Origin of the sequence: Herbaspirillum sp. WGmk3, assembly GCF_023952535.1 — a bacterium.
In the GTDB taxonomy this organism is placed as follows: domain Bacteria; phylum Pseudomonadota; class Gammaproteobacteria; order Burkholderiales; family Burkholderiaceae_D; genus Herbaspirillum; species Herbaspirillum huttiense.
Genome location: NZ_JAKYWT010000008.1, coordinates 115,215 through 130,990, shown reverse-complemented (window position 1 = coordinate 130,990; position 15,776 = coordinate 115,215). Strand labels below are relative to the sequence as shown.

At 62.0% G+C, this 15,776-nt stretch carries 16 protein-coding genes; 9 read left to right on the top strand and 7 right to left on the bottom strand.

Annotated elements, in window-relative coordinates; all coding sequences use genetic code 11:
• Positions 1–537 precede the first annotated feature (537 nt).
• Positions 538–1,314, bottom strand: a complete 777-nt coding sequence (locus MKD49_RS24700) for an enoyl-CoA hydratase (RefSeq protein WP_252697605.1) — start codon at positions 1,312–1,314, stop codon at positions 538–540.
• A gap of 214 nt (positions 1,315–1,528) precedes the next feature.
• On the opposite strand from MKD49_RS24700, the gene MKD49_RS24695 reads away from it, so the two are divergent.
• A complete protein-coding gene (locus tag MKD49_RS24695; protein WP_039786852.1) occupies positions 1,529–1,966 on the top strand; it encodes a universal stress protein in 438 nt (145 codons plus the stop codon).
• Between the two features lie 89 nt (positions 1,967–2,055).
• Here MKD49_RS24695 and MKD49_RS24690 read toward each other — a convergent pair whose 3' ends face one another.
• Positions 2,056–3,288 (bottom strand): murein transglycosylase A, encoded by a 1,233-nt coding sequence (locus MKD49_RS24690; protein ID WP_252697604.1) that lies wholly within the window; start codon positions 3,286–3,288, stop codon positions 2,056–2,058.
• Between MKD49_RS24690 and MKD49_RS24685 the strand changes: the two genes are divergently transcribed.
• Entirely contained in the window at positions 3,287–3,466 is a 180-nt protein-coding gene (locus MKD49_RS24685) for a hypothetical protein (RefSeq protein WP_034340164.1), read from the top strand. The two genes, MKD49_RS24690 and MKD49_RS24685, sit on opposite strands and share 2 nt — an antisense overlap.
• Positions 3,467–3,498: 32 nt before the next feature.
• Here the strand turns inward: MKD49_RS24685 and apaG are convergent, their stop codons facing one another.
• Complete coding sequence (gene apaG / locus MKD49_RS24680; RefSeq protein WP_039786847.1) at positions 3,499–3,873, bottom strand: Co2+/Mg2+ efflux protein ApaG; 375 nt, start codon at positions 3,871–3,873, stop codon at positions 3,499–3,501.
• 256 nt (positions 3,874–4,129) lie between these two features.
• Between apaG and rpe the strand changes: the two genes are divergently transcribed.
• The 6 genes from rpe (at position 4,130) to trpC (ending at position 9,853) form a co-directional block, all read left to right on the top strand.
• Complete coding sequence (gene rpe / locus MKD49_RS24675; protein ID WP_204727072.1) at positions 4,130–4,795, top strand: ribulose-phosphate 3-epimerase; 666 nt, start codon at positions 4,130–4,132, stop codon at positions 4,793–4,795.
• 49 nt (positions 4,796–4,844) lie between these two features.
• Entirely contained in the window at positions 4,845–5,525 is a 681-nt protein-coding gene (locus tag MKD49_RS24670) for a phosphoglycolate phosphatase (protein ID WP_034340158.1), read from the top strand.
• 353 nt (positions 5,526–5,878) lie between these two features.
• Complete coding sequence (gene trpE / locus MKD49_RS24665; protein ID WP_034340156.1) at positions 5,879–7,375, top strand: anthranilate synthase component I; 1,497 nt, start codon at positions 5,879–5,881, stop codon at positions 7,373–7,375.
• Entirely contained in the window at positions 7,376–7,951 is a 576-nt protein-coding gene (locus tag MKD49_RS24660) for an aminodeoxychorismate/anthranilate synthase component II (protein WP_121045844.1), read from the top strand.
• Between the two features lie 26 nt (positions 7,952–7,977).
• Positions 7,978–9,015, top strand: coding sequence for an anthranilate phosphoribosyltransferase (gene trpD / locus MKD49_RS24655; RefSeq protein ID WP_034340151.1), 1,038 nt, complete (start codon positions 7,978–7,980; stop codon positions 9,013–9,015).
• Positions 9,016–9,052: 37 nt separating this feature from the next.
• On the top strand, positions 9,053–9,853 hold the full coding sequence (gene trpC, locus MKD49_RS24650; protein WP_034340149.1) for an indole-3-glycerol phosphate synthase TrpC: 801 nt from the start codon (positions 9,053–9,055) through the stop codon (positions 9,851–9,853).
• Between the two features lie 87 nt (positions 9,854–9,940).
• Here the strand turns inward: trpC and MKD49_RS24645 are convergent, their stop codons facing one another.
• Positions 9,941–10,714, bottom strand: a complete 774-nt coding sequence (locus tag MKD49_RS24645) for a 3-oxoacyl-ACP reductase family protein (protein ID WP_252697603.1) — start codon at positions 10,712–10,714, stop codon at positions 9,941–9,943.
• Positions 10,715–10,869: 155 nt separating this feature from the next.
• Between MKD49_RS24645 and MKD49_RS24640 the strand changes: the two genes are divergently transcribed.
• The gene (locus tag MKD49_RS24640; RefSeq protein WP_252697602.1) at positions 10,870–11,796 is read left to right on the top strand and encodes a LysR family transcriptional regulator; all 927 of its coding nucleotides are present in this window, start codon (positions 10,870–10,872) and stop codon (positions 11,794–11,796) included.
• Between the two features lie 17 nt (positions 11,797–11,813).
• Here the strand turns inward: MKD49_RS24640 and MKD49_RS24635 are convergent, their stop codons facing one another.
• The 3 genes from MKD49_RS24635 to MKD49_RS24625 all read right to left on the bottom strand — a co-directional run bounded on the left by MKD49_RS24635 (position 11,814) and on the right by MKD49_RS24625 (position 15,598).
• On the bottom strand, positions 11,814–13,298 hold the full coding sequence (locus MKD49_RS24635; protein ID WP_371925513.1) for an MFS transporter: 1,485 nt from the start codon (positions 13,296–13,298) through the stop codon (positions 11,814–11,816).
• Positions 13,299–13,408: 110 nt separating this feature from the next.
• On the bottom strand, positions 13,409–14,983 hold the full coding sequence (gene ubiB / locus MKD49_RS24630) for a ubiquinone biosynthesis regulatory protein kinase UbiB (protein ID WP_121045839.1): 1,575 nt from the start codon (positions 14,981–14,983) through the stop codon (positions 13,409–13,411).
• The gene (locus MKD49_RS24625) at positions 14,984–15,598 is read right to left on the bottom strand and encodes an SCP2 domain-containing protein (RefSeq protein WP_252697601.1); all 615 of its coding nucleotides are present in this window, start codon (positions 15,596–15,598) and stop codon (positions 14,984–14,986) included.
• Positions 15,599–15,776: the final 178 nt, after the last annotated feature.

Here is a 15,776-nt window from a genome sequence, read left to right as displayed (position 1 = left end):
GAACCGAAGTTCTGTCGCACTTCATTAAACGCCCACGCTTATCGGCTGTTAATTTTTAAAGATCTGTCTGTCGCAAACGCGCTTGGCGCTGTTTGCATCGCTGCGAATCGTTTTGTTCGTCAGCAGCAGAGAAACGAGATTATGTAGCAGTTTGTTTATCGCGTCAACTACTTTTTTGCGATTCGTTTTAAATCTTTTCGTCTTCGCTTTTGCTACCGCTCGACTACTTCCAATTAAAACGCCTTACAACCTGCTTCACTATTCCTTGCTTCGCCGACATCCGTCGCTCTGTTTTTCAACTTCACTTCGTGTGCCGCGTCAGCAGGGGGCGAACTATAGCAACGCACTACATGCCGCGCAAGCACTTTCGAAAAAATCTCGAAAATAATACAAGTGCAGTGCTTCGCCCTCGACGCCAAATTCCCGCAAACCCCTGACTGGCAGCGGTTTCCGCTGGATATGAATAAATAGTAAATCATTCAGAAAAAAGGGCCGCCCTGACGGGCGACCCTTTCTTCTCCATGGAAAGAAAAATGATCAGGCGTTCTTGAACACCGCCGGCCGCTTTTCCAGGAAGGCCTTCATGCCCTCCTTCTGGTCCTCGGTAGCGAAGCAGCTATAAAAGAGCGCGCGCTCGTACTTCATCCCCTCGGACAAGGTGGTCTCGTAGGCACGATTGACCGAATCCTTCACCATCATCGCCACCTGGCGCGGCATCTCGGTAATGGTCACCGCAGCCGCCATGGCTTCTTCCATGAGCTTGTCGGCCGGCACGATGCGCGACACCAGCCCGGCGCGCTCAGCCTCCTGTGCATCCATCATGCGTGCCGTCAGCGCCAGGTCCATGGCCTTGGACTTGGAGACCGCACGCGGCAGGCGCTGCGTACCGCCAGCGCCCGGGATGATGCCCAGCTTGATCTCAGGTTGCCCGAACTTCGCATTGTCGGCCGCGATGATGAAATCGCACATCATCGCCAGCTCACAGCCACCGCCCAGCGCATAGCCCGCCACTGCGGCAATCACCGGCTTGCGGATACGGCGCAAGGTCTCCCAGTTGCGTGTGATGAATTCCCCATTGAAGACATCCATATAATCAAACCCGGCCATCACACTGATATCAGCCCCCGCCGCGAAGGCCTTCTCACTGCCGGTCACGATGATGCAGCCGATCTCTTCCTGAGCATCGAAGGCCAACAATGCCGTTCCCAGCTCGCTCATCAGATCGTCGCTCAAGGCATTGAGCGCCTTGGGACGGTTCAGGCGGATCAGGCCGACCTTGTCATGGGTCTCGACCAGGATGTTTTCATAGCTCATAGTGGGTCTCCTTCTTATGAATGAATCGGCAATCCGCCCGGGCGTGGCAGCAACCGGCACGGCGAACCGCAAGAATAAGCCAAAAATAATGCGCCAGTCCGACCTGGCGCAATGACTGCCAAGAATTTCATGCGGGCAAGGCACCACGGGACTATATTGGAGTCATTCCCTGTGCGCAGCGGCGCATTCCCTATCCCTATATGAGGAGGCGAACATGTTCAAGAATATCCTGGTCCCCACGGACGGCTCCGAACGCTCGGACAAGGCCATCGCGACGGCCATCGACTACGCCAAAAACAGCGGCGCAAGCATCGTCGGCATCTCGGTGGCCGAACCCTACCCCTTCTCGCCGCTGGCTGAGAGCTCGATGGCGATCGATCCTGCCCTTTATGAAGAAAACGTCAAAACCCTGGCCAACCAGCACATCAAGAAGATCGCAGATGCTGCGGCCGCCGCCGGCGTACCCTGCCAGACGGAGATCGTGATGTCCTTCAATCCCGATGAAGAAATCATCAAGGCGGCGACGCTGCACGGCTGCGACGCCATCTTCATGGCCTCCCACGGGCGCAGTGGGCTCTCGCGCATCTTCCTGGGCAGCAAGACGCAGAAGGTGCTGACCCATTCGACCATCCCGGTGCTGGTACTGCGCTGATCCTTATATATAAGCCCCGCCATCGGCAAAAAAGCCTGATCCCTCGACAGGATCAGGCTTTTTCATTGCCGCAAGGAATTCACCAAAATTCAGTTGCCACCTGGCGGCGTCATCCCCTTGGGCAGCAGCACCCACATCATGCCGCGCTGCTTCATGGCCCCCGCGCGATCCTCGGCCTCGTCGCCAAAGCCCCAGAAATAGTCGGCTCGCACCACGCCACGAATGGCACCGCCCGTATCCTGCGCCACCACCAGCCGCTGCAGCGGCCCGTCGCTATTGGGCAGCGTGGTCGCCAGGAACACCGGTGCCCCCAGCGGCACATGCTGCGGGTCGATGGCGATGGAACGCTGCGGGGTCAGCGGGATGCCTTGCGCCCCCTTGGGTCCCTTGGAAGGATCCGGCAGCTTTTCTTCCTTGAAGAAGACATAGCTGGGATTGGCATTGAGCAACTCTTCCTTGCGCGCCGGATTGGCCTGCACCCAGGCCTTGATGTTCTGGGCGGATGCCTGGGACAGCTCCATCTCCCCCTTGTCCACCAGATAGCGTCCGATCGACTTGTAGGGACGGCCATTCTGGTCCGCATAGGCCAGGCGAATGGTCTCGCGCGACTCCGGCAGATACACGCGGCCCGAGCCCTGCACCTGCAGGAAGAAGGCCTCCACCGGATCATCCACCCAGACGATTTCCTTGCCGGACAAGCTATTGCCCTGCATCAACTCGGCGCGCGTCGGATACGGCACCACCTTGCGTCCGACCACCTTGCCGCGCAGGCGCAGGTTCTTCAGTTCGGGATAGACGCTGGCCATGTCGATGGTCAGCAGGTCGTCCGGCGCCTGGTACAGCGGTGTCTGATAGGGCCCTGCGCGGCGGCGCGAACCGCGCAGCAGGGGCTCGTAGTAGCCGGTCACCAGCCCGGTGTCGGTGCCATCGGGATTGAACAGCTGATACGGCGTGAAATAAGTCTCGAAATACTGGCGCAGGAAGCCAAGGTCATTGGCATTGACCTGCTGCGCCGCGCCACAGGCGGCGCGCCACTCGGGCTTGCGAATCATGACCGAGCAGGAAGACTGCAGCGCTGGCCAGGCCTCGCGCAGGTCGTCATTGTTCCAGCCCGGGAGCTGGGCGAAGGTGGTAGCACGCATGGCCGGGCCCGGCTGGGCCACTGGCTTGGGCGACGGCTGGCTCGGAGCCGGCGTGGTGAGCGGCGTGGTCTGGCAGGCCGCCAGCAGGACAGCGACCGAGACCGCCATCGCAGGTACACTAAGACGCCGCAGCGCCGACAGCTTGGCAAAACGATTCAATGACATTGGAGACAAATTCATGTTGTGGTTGATCCTGGAGGCCAGTGCCGCCTTCTTCGTGCTGGTCTTCATCGTCTGGTGGACCATGTTCTCGGGCCGCAAGGAACACAATGGCCGGCCCGTCAGCGCCAGGCAGAAAGAAGCGCAGGAAAAGAAACAGCAGCCAGCGCGAGAGACGACAGACAGCGACCCGCGCTGAAAAATCCGTCGTCCCGCCTCAGGAAGAAAAATTCAGTGCAAGGTGCGCGGCAGTGAAAGCACGAACTCGGGGATGCGCACGTCGAATTGCTCGCCATCCTCGGCCACGCAGAAATATTCACCATGCATGCTGCCCTGGGGGGTCCCGAGCGAGGTACCGCTGGTGTACTCGAACTGCTCACCGGGCTGCAGGAAGGGCTGATGCCCGACCACGCCCAGGCCGCGCACTTCCTGCGCGTGGTTGTTGGCGTCGGTGATGACCCAGTGGCGCGAGATCAACTGGGCAGGGACCGTGCCGGTATTGACGATGGTGATCGCATAGGCGAACACGTAATGCGAACGCGATGGATCGGATTGTTCCTCCAGGTACTGGGTCTTGACCGTCACCGTGAACTCATACGCTGCCATGGAATTTCCTGTGTTGTGAAGGGGACTGCCGCCGCGCCGGCGATTTGCAATCGGTCTTGCCCGCGCGGCCACCCCGGATTGCACACGAATTCAGCAAGCAGCGCAAGCCGATGCGTTCCGCAGGACCGCCGCAGGCAGGCCTGACGGCGCATCGGCCGGGCCTGCGAGCACTGCAGCAAGGTAGAATAGCGGTTTTGCCGCCTTCGCGCCTGCGCCCGACGGCCAATGTCGATTCAGCCATCCTTTGTTTACAGCCATGCCGACCTTCCGTATCGCCCCCAGCATCCTGTCCGCCGATTTCGCCCGCCTGGGTGAAGAAGTGCGCAATGTCGTCGCCGCCGGTGCCGATTTCATTCACTTCGACGTGATGGACAACCATTATGTCCCCAACCTGACCATCGGCCCGCTGGTGTGCGACGCCATCCGCCCGCACGTGCAAGTGCCGATCGACGTGCACCTGATGGTCAAGCCGGTGGACCGCATCATCCCCGATTTCGCCAAGGCCGGTGCCAATCTCATCACCTTCCACCCGGAAGCCTCCGAACACATCGACCGCTCCCTGCAACTGATCCGCGACAACGGCTGCAAGGCCGGCCTGGTATTCAACCCCGGCACGCCGCTGCATTACCTGGATCACGTGATGGACAAACTGGACATGGTCCTGATCATGTCGGTAAACCCCGGTTTCGGCGGCCAGTCCTTCATTCCGGAAGCCCTGAAAAAGATCGCCGAAGTGCGCCGCCGCATCGATGAATCCGGCCGCGACATCCTGCTGGAAGTCGATGGCGGCATCAAGGTCGAGAACATCGCCGCGGCCGCCCGCGCCGGTGCCGACACCTTCGTGGCCGGTTCGGCCATCTTCGGCAAGCCGGACTACAAGGCCGTCATCGACGCCATGCGCGCCGAACTGGCCCAGGTCTGATCGCACCTCCCCTTCGTCAGACGAACAAACAACGAGGTTTACCGGGCATATGAAGAATCTGACCAACATCAAGGCCGCCATCATCGACCTCGACGGCACCATGCTGGATACGGCCGCTGACTTCCACGTCGCGGTCAACCGCATGCGTGAAGAATTGGGACTCACGCCCCTGTCCCAGGAAACCATCGTCAACTTCGTCGGCAAGGGGACCGAGAACCTGATCCGGCGTGTGCTCGCCGTGGACTATGCCGAGGACGAGGCAGCGCAATACTTCCAGCAGGCGCTGGACAGCTACACGGAGCACTACCTGGCCATCAATGGCGACTATTCCTCGCTCTACCCGGGCGTGGTCGAGGGCCTGCAAGCCCTGCGCGCCAAGGGCCTGCGCCTGGCCTGCGTGACCAACAAGCCGCTGGCCTTCGCCGTACCGCTGCTGCAGAAGAAGGGGCTGCGCGATTTCTTCGAGATCGTCTATGGCGGCGATTCCTTCCCGAAGAAGAAGCCCGATCCCATGCCCTTGCTGCAAGTCTGTGAGGATTTCGCCCTGCAACCCGCGCAGGTCGTGGCCATCGGCGACTCCAGCAACGATGCCCAGGCCGCCCGCGCGGCCGGTTGCCGTGTCCTGAATGTTCCGTATGGATACAATCACGGTGAATCTATACACGACGTCGATTCGGATGGTATAGTTTCGACGCTTGTAGAAGCAGCGCAGCAAATCTCGGTGGACTGACAGCCCGTCAGCTCACCGGTCGACAGACCGAAGATCCAATCGCGACCCACATCAATGTTTCGTAACAACAAACGAACCGCTCAACCGACAGCCGCCCCTGAGGCCTGGCTGTGGCGACGCTGGCAATTCCAGGCGCAGTAATTGACGCCTGGACCTGGCCGCACCTGCGTGCCGGGTCGTTTGTTGTGGTACCGCATCCTCCGCATTTCCCGTAATTCTCATAACGACACCGCTGACGAGAGTCCGCACCTGTTTCGCTGCATCCGCGTGCATCGCGTCCATGGCTTCATGGCGTGGGCGCGCCGGTCTGCGGCCAGGCCCGCGTACCCTACAATGGCGGTCTGGAGTGACACATGACCGAACTCGAATTCAAATCGCTGGCCGCCGAAGGCTACAACCGCATCCCCCTGATCGCCGAAGCCTTCGCCGACCTGGAAACTCCGCTGACGCTCTATCTCAAGCTGGCCCAGAGCCACAACACCGGCAAGAACACCTTCCTGCTGGAGTCGGTGGTCGGTGGTGAGCGCTTCGGGCGCTATTCCTTCATCGGCCTGCCCGCCTCCACCAAGATTCGCTGCAGCGGCCAGCAGATCGAGGTACTGAAAAATGACGAGGTCATCGAGACCGCCCAAGGCAATGCGCTGGAATTCATCGCCGAGTATCAATCCCGCTTCAAGGTCGCCATCCGTCCCGGCATGCCGCGCTTCTGCGGCGGCCTGGCCGGCTACTTCGGCTACGACGCCGTGCGCTACATCGAAAAGCGCCTGGAAAACAGCGCCCCGCAGGATACGCTGGGCCTGCCCGACATCCAGCTGCTGCTGACCGAAGAACTGGCCGTCATCGACAACCTCTCCGGCAAGCTCTACCTGATCGTCTACGCCGACCCCACCCAGCCGGAAGCCTTCTCCCGTGGCCGCCAGCGCCTGCGCGACCTGCGCGCCATGCTGCGCCGCCCGGCCGATGCACCGGTGACCACCGGTTCGGTGCGTACCGAGACCATTCGCGAATTCCCCAAGGACGAATACCTCAAGGCCGTGGCCCGCGCCAAGGAATACGTGATGGCCGGCGACCTGATGCAGGTGCAGATCGGCCAGCGGCTCAGGAAATCCTATGTGGATTCGCCGCTGATGCTGTACCGCGCGCTGCGTTCGCTGAACCCCTCCCCTTACATGTACTTCTACAACTTCGGCGACATGCAGATCGTCGGTGCCTCGCCGGAAATCCTGGTGCGCAACGAATCCATCGGCGAAGGCCAGAAGAAGATCACCATCCGCCCGCTGGCCGGCACCCGCCCACGCGGCTCCACCATTGAGCGCGATGAACAGCTGGCGCGCGAACTGCTGGCCGATCCCAAGGAAATCGCTGAACACGTGATGCTGATCGACCTGGCCCGCAACGACATCGGCCGCATCGCCACCACCGGCAGCGTCAAGGTCACCGACCAGATGGTGATCGAAAAATATTCCCACGTGCAACACATCGTCTCCAACGTCGAGGGCATCCTCAAACCCGGCATGTCGAACCTGGATGTGCTCAAGGCCACCTTCCCGGCCGGCACCCTCTCGGGCGCCCCCAAGGTGCGCGCCATGGAAATCATCGACGAACTGGAGCCGACCAAGCGCGGCATCTACGGCGGCGCCTGCGGCTATCTCTCCTTCGGCGGCGAGATGGACGTGGCCATTGCGATCCGTACCGGCGTCATCAAGGACGGCACGCTGTACGTGCAGGCGGCCGCCGGCATCGTGGCCGACTCGGTGCCGGAAATGGAATGGGAAGAAACCGAAAACAAGGCGCGTGCCGTATTGCGCGCTGCTGAACAAGTGCAAGATGGCCTGGACGGAGAAATCTAAATGCTGCTGATGATCGACAACTACGACTCCTTCACCTACAACCTGGTGCAATACTTCGGCGAGCTGGGCGAAGAGGTGCTGACCATCCGCAATGACGAGATCACGCTGGATGACATCAGAAAACTGAACCCGGAACGCATCTGCCTCTCCCCCGGCCCTTGCAGCCCCAAGGAAGCCGGCATCTGCGTGGACCTGCTCAAGGAATTTTCTGGCAAGCTGCCCATCCTCGGTGTCTGCCTCGGCCACCAGGCCATCGGCGAAGCCTTCGGCGGCAACATCATCCGCGCCAAGCAGGTCATGCATGGCAAGACGTCCAAGATTGCGCACACCGGCGTTGGCGTCTTCAAGGACCTGCCCACTCCCTATACCGTGATCCGCTATCACTCGCTGGCCATCGAACGCGCCACCCTGCCGGATTGCCTGGAAGTGACCGCCTGGACCGATGATGGCGAAATCATGGGCGTGCGTCATAAGGAGTTCGACCTGCAAGGCGTGCAGTTCCACCCCGAGTCCATCCTCTCCGAGCACGGCCACGCCCTGCTCAAGAACTTCCTGACCGGCAGCGCCCACGGCTGAGACCATTAGACAAATCGAGACAAGACATGCCCATCACTCCCCAAGAAGCGCTGCTGCGCTGTATCGAGCATCGCGAAATCTTCCACGATGAAATGCTGACGCTGTTCCGCCAGATCATGAGCGGCGAGATGTCGCCGGTGATGATCGCGGCCCTCACCATGGGCCTGCGTGTGAAAAAGGAAAGCATCGGCGAGATCGCCGCCGCGGCCCAGGTCATGCGCGAATTCGCTACCAAGGTGCCGATGGCCGACACCTCGCGCCTGCTCGACATCGTCGGCACCGGCGGCGATGGCGCGCACACCTTCAACATTTCCACCGCCTCCATGTTCGTGGCAGCCGCCGCCGGTGCGCGCGTGGCCAAGCATGGCGGACGCAGTGTGTCCTCCTCCTCGGGCAGCGCCGATGTGCTTGAAGCCCTGGGCGCAGACATCAACCTGCAACCCGAACAAGTGGCGCAATCGATCGCCCAGACCGGCATCGGCTTCATGTTCGCCCCCAACCACCACGCCGCCATGAAGCATGCGGCGCCGGTGCGCAAGGAGCTGGGCGTGCGCACCATCTTCAACATCCTCGGTCCGCTCACCAATCCGGCCGGGGCTCCCAACATCCTCATGGGTGTGTTCCATGCAGACCTGGTCGGCATCCAGGTGCGCGTACTGCAACGCCTGGGCGCGCAGCACGCCATCGTGGTCTGGGGCCGAGACAACCTGGATGAAGTCACGCTGGGCGGTGCCACCATGGTGGGCGAGCTGGTCAACGGCGAGATCCGCGAATACGAGATCCATCCGGAAGATTTCGGCCTGTCCATGTTTGCCAGCCGCAACTTGCAGGTCGGCAACGCCACCGAGTCGAAGGAGAAAATCTTCGAAGCCCTGCGTGGGGAACCCGGTCCGGTGCACGACATCGTAGTCATCAATGCCGCCACCGCGCTCTACGCGGCCGGCGTTGCGCCCTCGATCGCCGAGGGCCTGCAGACGGCGCGTGCCACCATCGCTTCCGGTGCGGCGCGTGCCAAGCTGGACCAGTTCGTCCAGGTGACCCGCCAGCTCGGCGGCAAGCACTGATCTCCGCCCCTCAACTCAGCCCCCTGACAGGAGCCCCATGTCCGACATCCTCAACAAGATCCTCGACGTCAAGGCCGAGGAAGTCCGCATCGCCAAGCAGCAGCGCGACCTCGCCAGCCTGCGCCGCGATGTGGAAACCGATAGCGAATTGCGCTCGGAACTGCGCAATTTCGAAGAGAGCCTGCGCGGCAAGATCGCCAACGGCCAGGCCGGCGTGATTGCCGAAGTCAAGAAAGCCTCGCCTTCCAAGGGCGTGATCCGTCCCGACTTCAAGCCGGCCGAGATCGCGGTGAGCTATGCCGAACATGGCGCGGCCTGCCTGTCGGTACTGACCGATGAACAATTCTTCCAGGGCTCGCCGGACTACCTCAAGCAGGCGCGCGCCGCGTGTGCCCTGCCGGTGCTGCGCAAGGATTTCATGATGGATCATTACCAGATCTATCAAGCGCGCTCCTGGGGCGCGGACGCCATCCTGCTGATCGTGGCTGCGCTGGACCATGGCCTGATGGCCGACATGGAAGCCTGCGCCCATGAGCTGGGCATGAGCGTGCTGGTGGAAGTCCACGATCAGGCTGAACTGGACGCGGCCCTCAAGCTGAAGACCCGCCTGTTGGGCATCAACAACCGCAACCTGCGCACTTTCGAGACCACGCTCGACACCACGCTGAACCTGCTGCCGCGCATCCCCCCGGAAAAGCTGGTGGTCACCGAATCCGCGATCGCCACCCCGGACGATGTCAAGCGCATGCGCGATGCCGACGTGCATGCCTTCCTGGTCGGTGAAGCCTTCATGCGTGCCCCGGAGCCGGGCGTAGAATTGGCTCGCCTGTTCGCCTGATTCCCCCTCTCACGAAAAAACCTCGCCCGGTGCAGACCGGTGCGAGGTTTTTTTTCGTCCTGAGAGTGACGGTGACCTGAGCAGCGATCAAGCCGAGAAACCGCCATCGATCATCAGGTTGGCACCGGTGATGTAGCCCGCTTCCGGACCTGCCAGATAGGCCACGAAGCTGGCGATTTCCTCAGCCTTGCCATAGCGCGGCAGTGCCATCAGGCCGGTCAGGGAAGTGGCGAAGTCGCTGTTGGCCGGGTTCATGTCGGTATCGACCGGACCGGGCTGGACGTTGTTGACGGTGATGCCGCGCGAACCAAGGTCGCGGGCCAGACCCTTGGTCAGGCCGACCAGCGCCGACTTGCTCATGGCATACACGGCACCGCCGGCAAAGGGGATGCGGTCGGCATTGGTGCTGCCGATGCTGATGATGCGGCCGCCTTCGCCCATGTAGCGCACGGCGGCCTGGGTCGCCACCACCACACTGCGCACGTTCACGGCCAAGGTGCGGTCCAGGTCTTCCAGCTTGAACTCATCGATGGGGCCCATGGCCAGCACGCCCGCATTGTTCACCAGGATATCGAGCCGGCCGAAGGTCTCCGCGGCCAGGCGGATGGCTTGCTGCAGGGCGGCTGCATCGGCGCTGTCGGCCTGGATCGCCAGCGCGCGGCCACCGGCGGCTTCCACGCGGGAGACCAGGGCTTGCGCCTTGTCCGGCGAAGTGACATAGGTGAAGGCGACGGTGGCGCCTTCAGCGGCCAGGCGTTGCACGATGGCCGCGCCGATGCCGCGCGAACCGCCTTGCACGAAAGCAACCTTGGAGCCCAGGGTGGTAGCGGATGTGGCGTTAGTTTGAATTTGCTTGTTCATGATCTTACTCCTTGAAAGTGATGGGTTGGCCCCGTCGGCCTGCAGCGGCGTGCTGCTGCGTGCGTCCGGGTTGAAGCAAGTATCGGCGTTTGATTATGTGGCGACTAGCCGGCAATCCCTATCTTCTTTTTAAACCAATGGTTTAGAATCGAGCGATGGAAACCATGACCAGCATCGAATGCTTCGTCGCTGCGGCCCACGCCGGCAGCTTTTCGGCGGCGGCACGCCAGCTCGGCCTGACCTCGGCGGCCGTGGGCAAGAACGTGGCACGGCTGGAGACTTCACTGGGCGTACGGCTGTTTCACCGCAGCACCCGCAAGCTCTCGCTGACCGAGGCAGGTGAGCGCTTCCTGCAGGAAGTGGGCGGCGGCCTGCAAGCCATCCGCAGCGCCGTGGCCAATCTCGCCAGCGCTGGCGGACAGCCGGCCGGCACGCTCAAGGTCAGCATGGGGACAGGATTCGGGCGGCAATACATCGTGCCCTTGTTGGGAGAATTCCTGGGGCGCTATCCGGGTATCCAGCCGGACTGGCATTTCGAGAACCGCTCGGTGGATCTCATCACGGAGGGCTTTGATGCCGCCATCGCCGGCGGCACCGAGCTGTCGCCCGGCGTGGTGGCGCGCGAGCTGGCCCCGGCGCATCGGGTGCTGCTGGCTTCGCCCGCCTATCTGGAGACGCATCCCGCCTTGCGCTCGCCGGCCGACCTGGCCGAGCATGCGGGCATCCTGATCCGCTCGCCCCAGACCGGGCGCGTACGGCCCTTCTCGCTACGCGACCACGACGGCCAGCAGGCGCCGGTCACGCTGCAGCAACGCATGACCATGAGCGATGCCAATGCGGCTTGCGAGGTGGCCGAAGCGGGGCTGGGCATCACGCTGGTCTCGATGCCGCATGCCCTGCTCTATCTGGATCGCGGCACGCTGGTACGGGTACTGCCGGACTGGTACGTGGATACCGGCATGCTCTCGCTCTACTTCACCGCAACGCGGCTGCTGCCGGCCAAGACCCGGGTATTCGTCGATTTCGTGGTGGAGCACTTCCGCCGCGAGCGGCTGGCGGAGCGCTTTTCGGCGCACCGCTGAATACACGTCCGAGAAGTTCAGCGCTTGCCTTGCGCGGCGCGCATCCCGCCACCGATATTGCTGCCTGCGTCCCGCGCCAGGCCACGATAGCCGATTACTGAAACCAGCGTCACCACCCCGGCCATCGCAAAGGCCCACTGAAAATCGCCCAGCGTGAAATGCGCGCCGGTGGCATCGATCTCCTCGCCACGGATCGCCGCCGCGATACGCAAGGCCAGCGCACCGAAGGCGATACCCATGCCGATGGTCATCTGCTGCGCCACGCTCCACAGCGTGCTGGCCGAGGATTTGCGGGCATCGCAGATATCCGCATACGCCAGCGTGGCCAGGGTCGAAAACTGCATCGAACGCGACAGCCCATAGCAGAAGATCACCCCCAGGATCACCGGCAGCGGCGTGCCCGGCGTGAGCAGACCGCAGGCGATGATGAGGCAACCGGCGATGGCCGCATTGTTGACCGCCACGCTACGGAAACCGAAACGCTGCAGGATGCGCGTGGTGAATGCCTTCATGCCGAGATTGCCGAGGGCGGTGGCCAGCAGCAACAAACCCGACTGGAAAGCCGTCAGGCCGAAGCCGATCTGGAACATCAGCGGCATCAGGTAAGGCACCGCATCCACGCCAATACGCGTGAGCGAACCAGTCAGCACCGTCACCGAATAGGTCGGAATGCGCAGGTTGGAAAAATCCAGCAGCGGATGTTCGATGCGCTGCATGTGCCGCCACGCGCAGTACCCGAGCGCCACCCCGAGGGCCACGAAGCCAAGCGCCACCTTGATGTTGGACTCCATATGGCTGGCGATCTCGGTGCCATACAGCAGCGAGGTCAGCGCCGCGCCCGAGAGCAGGAAACCGATCACGTCCAGCGGCCGCTTGCCGTGGCCGTGTTCATTGCGCACCACGCGCATGACGGCAATGAACGCCGCAAACCCGAACGGCACGTTCATCAGGAAGATCCAATGCCAGGAAGCATAGGTGGTGATGAAGCCACCGATCGATGGTCCCACCACCGGTGCCACGATGGCCGGCCAGGTGATGGTGGCAATGGCTTTCATCAGTCTGTCCTTGCCGGTACTGCGCACCACGATCATGCGCCCGACCGGTACCATCATTGCGCCACCCAGGCCTTGCAGCACCCGCGCTGCCGTGAACTCCCACACGTTCTGCGAATAGCCACACAAAACGGAAGCCAGCGTGAAGATGGCAATGGCGATGCCGAACACCGTGCGCGAACCGAAGCGGTCGGCCACCCAGCCGCTGATGGGAATGAAGACGGCCAGCGTCAGCATGTAGGCCGTCATGCCCAGGCTCAGTTCGTTGGGACCTACACCGAAGGACTGCGCCATCTGCGGCAAGGCCGTGGCGATGATGGTGGTGTCGAGATACTCCATGAAGAAAGTCGCCGCCACGATGTAAGGCAACATGCGCACGCGTGCATCGGACAGGCTGTTGTCGTTGGTTCCCACGGTGTTCTTGGCCTCTGTTGTTTTGGGTTGAACCATGCGAAACGCCGGCATAGGCCGGCGCTTGCTGAAGACAGTTTTAGATAGTTACCAAATTAACCAAACTATCTAAATCATCCAAATCATCTAAATGATTTAAATCATTTACATCAATAGAACTTCAGGAAATGCATCAGCACCTGGATCACGATGATGCCGCCGATGAGCCCCCCGCCGAAATAGACGATCACACCCAGCAGCATGTTGGTGCGCCGCTGCTCGGCCAGCAGCTTGCGGATCAGTTCGGTGTTCTGCGGCTGGCTCTCGCCGTCGGTGTAGCGCGTCAGCGCCTGGTGCGCCAGGCGCGGCAGCTCCGGCAGCAGGCGGCTGTAACGCGGCACTTCCACCTTCAGCTGTTCGACGAAACCGCGCCAGCCGATCTGCTCGCTCATCCAGCGTTCGAGATAGGGCTTGGCGGTCTTCCACAGGTCCAGGTCCGGATCGAGCTGGCGGCCCAGGCCTTCGACGTTGAGCAGCGTCTTCTGCAGCAACACCAGTTGCGGCTGCACTTCCACGTTGAAACGGCGCGAGGTCTGGAACAGGCGCAGCAGCACCTGGCCGAAGGAGATGTCCTTCAACGGACGGTCGAAGATCGGTTCGCAGCAGGCACGTACGGCCGCTTCGAGTTCATCGACGCGGGTTTCCTTGGGCGCCCATCCGGATTCGATGTGGGCCTCGGCCACGCGCTTGTAGTCGCGGCGGAAGAAGGCCAGGAAATTCTGCGACAGGTAATCCTTGTCGTAATCGTTGAGCGTGCCGACGATGCCGAAGTCCAGCGCGATGTAGCGGCCGAAGGTTTCCGGGGCCACCGACACCAGGATGTTGCCGGGGTGCATGTCGGCGTGGAAGAAGCCATCGCGAAACACCTGGGTGAAGAAAATCTCCACGCCATCGCGCGAGAGCTTGGACAGGTCGACCCCTTCGGCGCGCAGGCGCTCGGTCTGCGAAATCGGGATGCCATACATGCGCTCCATCACGATGACCGAGGATGAACAATAATCCCAATACATCTCCGGCACCATCAGCAGCGTGGACTCGGCGAAGTTGCGGCGCAGCTGGCTGGCATTGGCCGCTTCGCGCATGAGGTCCAGCTCGTCGTGCAGGTACTTGTCGAACTCGCCCACGACTTCCTTGGCCTTCAAGCGACGTCCATCGGCCCACAGGCGTTCCAGCCAATCGGCAGCCACATGCATCAGGCCGATGTCGTGATCGATGATGTCGCGCATGCCGGGACGCAGCACCTTGACGGCCACTTCCTTGCCATCCTTCAGGGTGGCGAAGTGGACCTGCGCAATCGAGGCCGAGGCCACCGGGGTGCGTTCGAAGCTGGCGAAGAGCTGGTCCGGATGCGCGCCCAAGGACTTTTCGATCTGCTTGACCGCCAGTTCCGATTCGAAGGGCGGCACGCGGTCCTGCAGCAGCGTCAGTTCATTGGCGATATCGGGCGGCATCAGGTCGCGCCGGGTCGAGAGCACCTGGCCGAACTTGATGAAGATGGGACCGAGATCCTCCAGCGCGCGACGCAGGCGCTCACCGCGCGGCGCAGTCAGGTCGCGCCAGAAGAAGATGCGGTTGATGATGCGGGCGATGCGCGGCGGCGCAAATTCGGAGGCGATGATTTCATCCAGGCCGTAGAGAATGGCGACACGGATGATCTTGAGCAGACGCATGGAACGCAGCAGCATTTAACGACGCTCCAGTTTCTCGATGCGCTTGGACAGGCGTTCCAGATCATCGCGCAGGCGCACGACGTCGGCAGAAAAATCCTGCAACTGGCGGGGGCGGATCAGCATCGGTTGTTCTTCCAGGAAATACTCGGCAAGGTTTTCGGTCAGCTTGCGCTGCGTGGTGCGTGCGGCTTCGAACAGGCCCCGCGCGCCGGAGACGATGCGGGTCGCAGCGACATCGCCGACCACGCGGGAGAGGTCATCCTCGGCATCCCAGCGCAGCTTCTGGCTCAGTTGCGAAATCGCATTGGCGAAATCGGCATCGCCCTCCAGCTTGACGTAAGAGATGGCGCGCTCGCGGTTGGCGGCAATCAGCGGCAGGTCGGACAGCTTCAGGCGGATGGTGACGTTGGCCAGCGCATCGGCCGACACCTCCTGCAGGTAGCCATCGCCGGTCACCTTCAGGCGCAATTGCATGACGCCGGTATCGATGCAGGCGACCTTGCCGGCATGGGCCATGAGGGTGTCGCGCGCCCACGGTTCCTGGGCCAGCAGGTGGTTGATCACCGCAGCGGCAGGTTTCATCGGATCGAGGCCGGAGACAAGAGTGGACGGATCGGGCAGCACGGACATGGATTCCAGAATCGGGGTGGATCGGAGGACTACGGGTTGAGTACGCCGGAGCAGAAAGAATTCCCTCCGCCAAAACAAAACCGCCCGCAAAAGCCGGGCGGTTTCAAGTGTACCAGCTTGGCGCACTGGCAAGGTTCAGGCACTGCGGCTGGCTTGATCCAGCGCGCCTTGCGCTTGC

What these genes read in the sequence shown, in the direction of transcription:
- rpe (WP_204727072.1), top strand. Translation starts at nt 4,130, where the DNA reads ATGCCGACCTTCCGTATCGCCCCCAGCATCCTGTCCGCCGATTTCGCC.
- MKD49_RS24670 (WP_034340158.1), top strand. Translation starts at nt 4,845, where the DNA reads ATGAAGAATCTGACCAACATCAAGGCCGCCATCATCGACCTCGACGGC.
- MKD49_RS24625 (WP_252697601.1), bottom strand. Translation starts at nt 15,598, where the DNA reads ATGTCCGTGCTGCCCGATCCGTCCACTCTTGTCTCCGGCCTCGATCCG.
- trpE (WP_034340156.1), top strand. Translation starts at nt 5,879, where the DNA reads ATGACCGAACTCGAATTCAAATCGCTGGCCGCCGAAGGCTACAACCGC.
- ubiB (WP_121045839.1), bottom strand. Translation starts at nt 14,983, where the DNA reads ATGCTGCTGCGTTCCATGCGTCTGCTCAAGATCATCCGTGTCGCCATT.
- apaG (WP_039786847.1), bottom strand. Translation starts at nt 3,873, where the DNA reads ATGGCAGCGTATGAGTTCACGGTGACGGTCAAGACCCAGTACCTGGAG.
- MKD49_RS24645 (WP_252697603.1), bottom strand. Translation starts at nt 10,714, where the DNA reads ATGAACAAGCAAATTCAAACTAACGCCACATCCGCTACCACCCTGGGC.
- MKD49_RS24640 (WP_252697602.1), top strand. Translation starts at nt 10,870, where the DNA reads ATGGAAACCATGACCAGCATCGAATGCTTCGTCGCTGCGGCCCACGCC.
- MKD49_RS24635 (WP_371925513.1), bottom strand. Translation starts at nt 13,298, where the DNA reads ATGGTTCAACCCAAAACAACAGAGGCCAAGAACACCGTGGGAACCAAC.
- trpD (WP_034340151.1), top strand. Translation starts at nt 7,978, where the DNA reads ATGCCCATCACTCCCCAAGAAGCGCTGCTGCGCTGTATCGAGCATCGC.
- MKD49_RS24685 (WP_034340164.1), top strand. Translation starts at nt 3,287, where the DNA reads ATGTTGTGGTTGATCCTGGAGGCCAGTGCCGCCTTCTTCGTGCTGGTC.
- MKD49_RS24690 (WP_252697604.1), bottom strand. Translation starts at nt 3,288, where the DNA reads ATGAATTTGTCTCCAATGTCATTGAATCGTTTTGCCAAGCTGTCGGCG.
- MKD49_RS24660 (WP_121045844.1), top strand. Translation starts at nt 7,376, where the DNA reads ATGCTGCTGATGATCGACAACTACGACTCCTTCACCTACAACCTGGTG.
- trpC (WP_034340149.1), top strand. Translation starts at nt 9,053, where the DNA reads ATGTCCGACATCCTCAACAAGATCCTCGACGTCAAGGCCGAGGAAGTC.
- MKD49_RS24700 (WP_252697605.1), bottom strand. Translation starts at nt 1,314, where the DNA reads ATGAGCTATGAAAACATCCTGGTCGAGACCCATGACAAGGTCGGCCTG.
- MKD49_RS24695 (WP_039786852.1), top strand. Translation starts at nt 1,529, where the DNA reads ATGTTCAAGAATATCCTGGTCCCCACGGACGGCTCCGAACGCTCGGAC.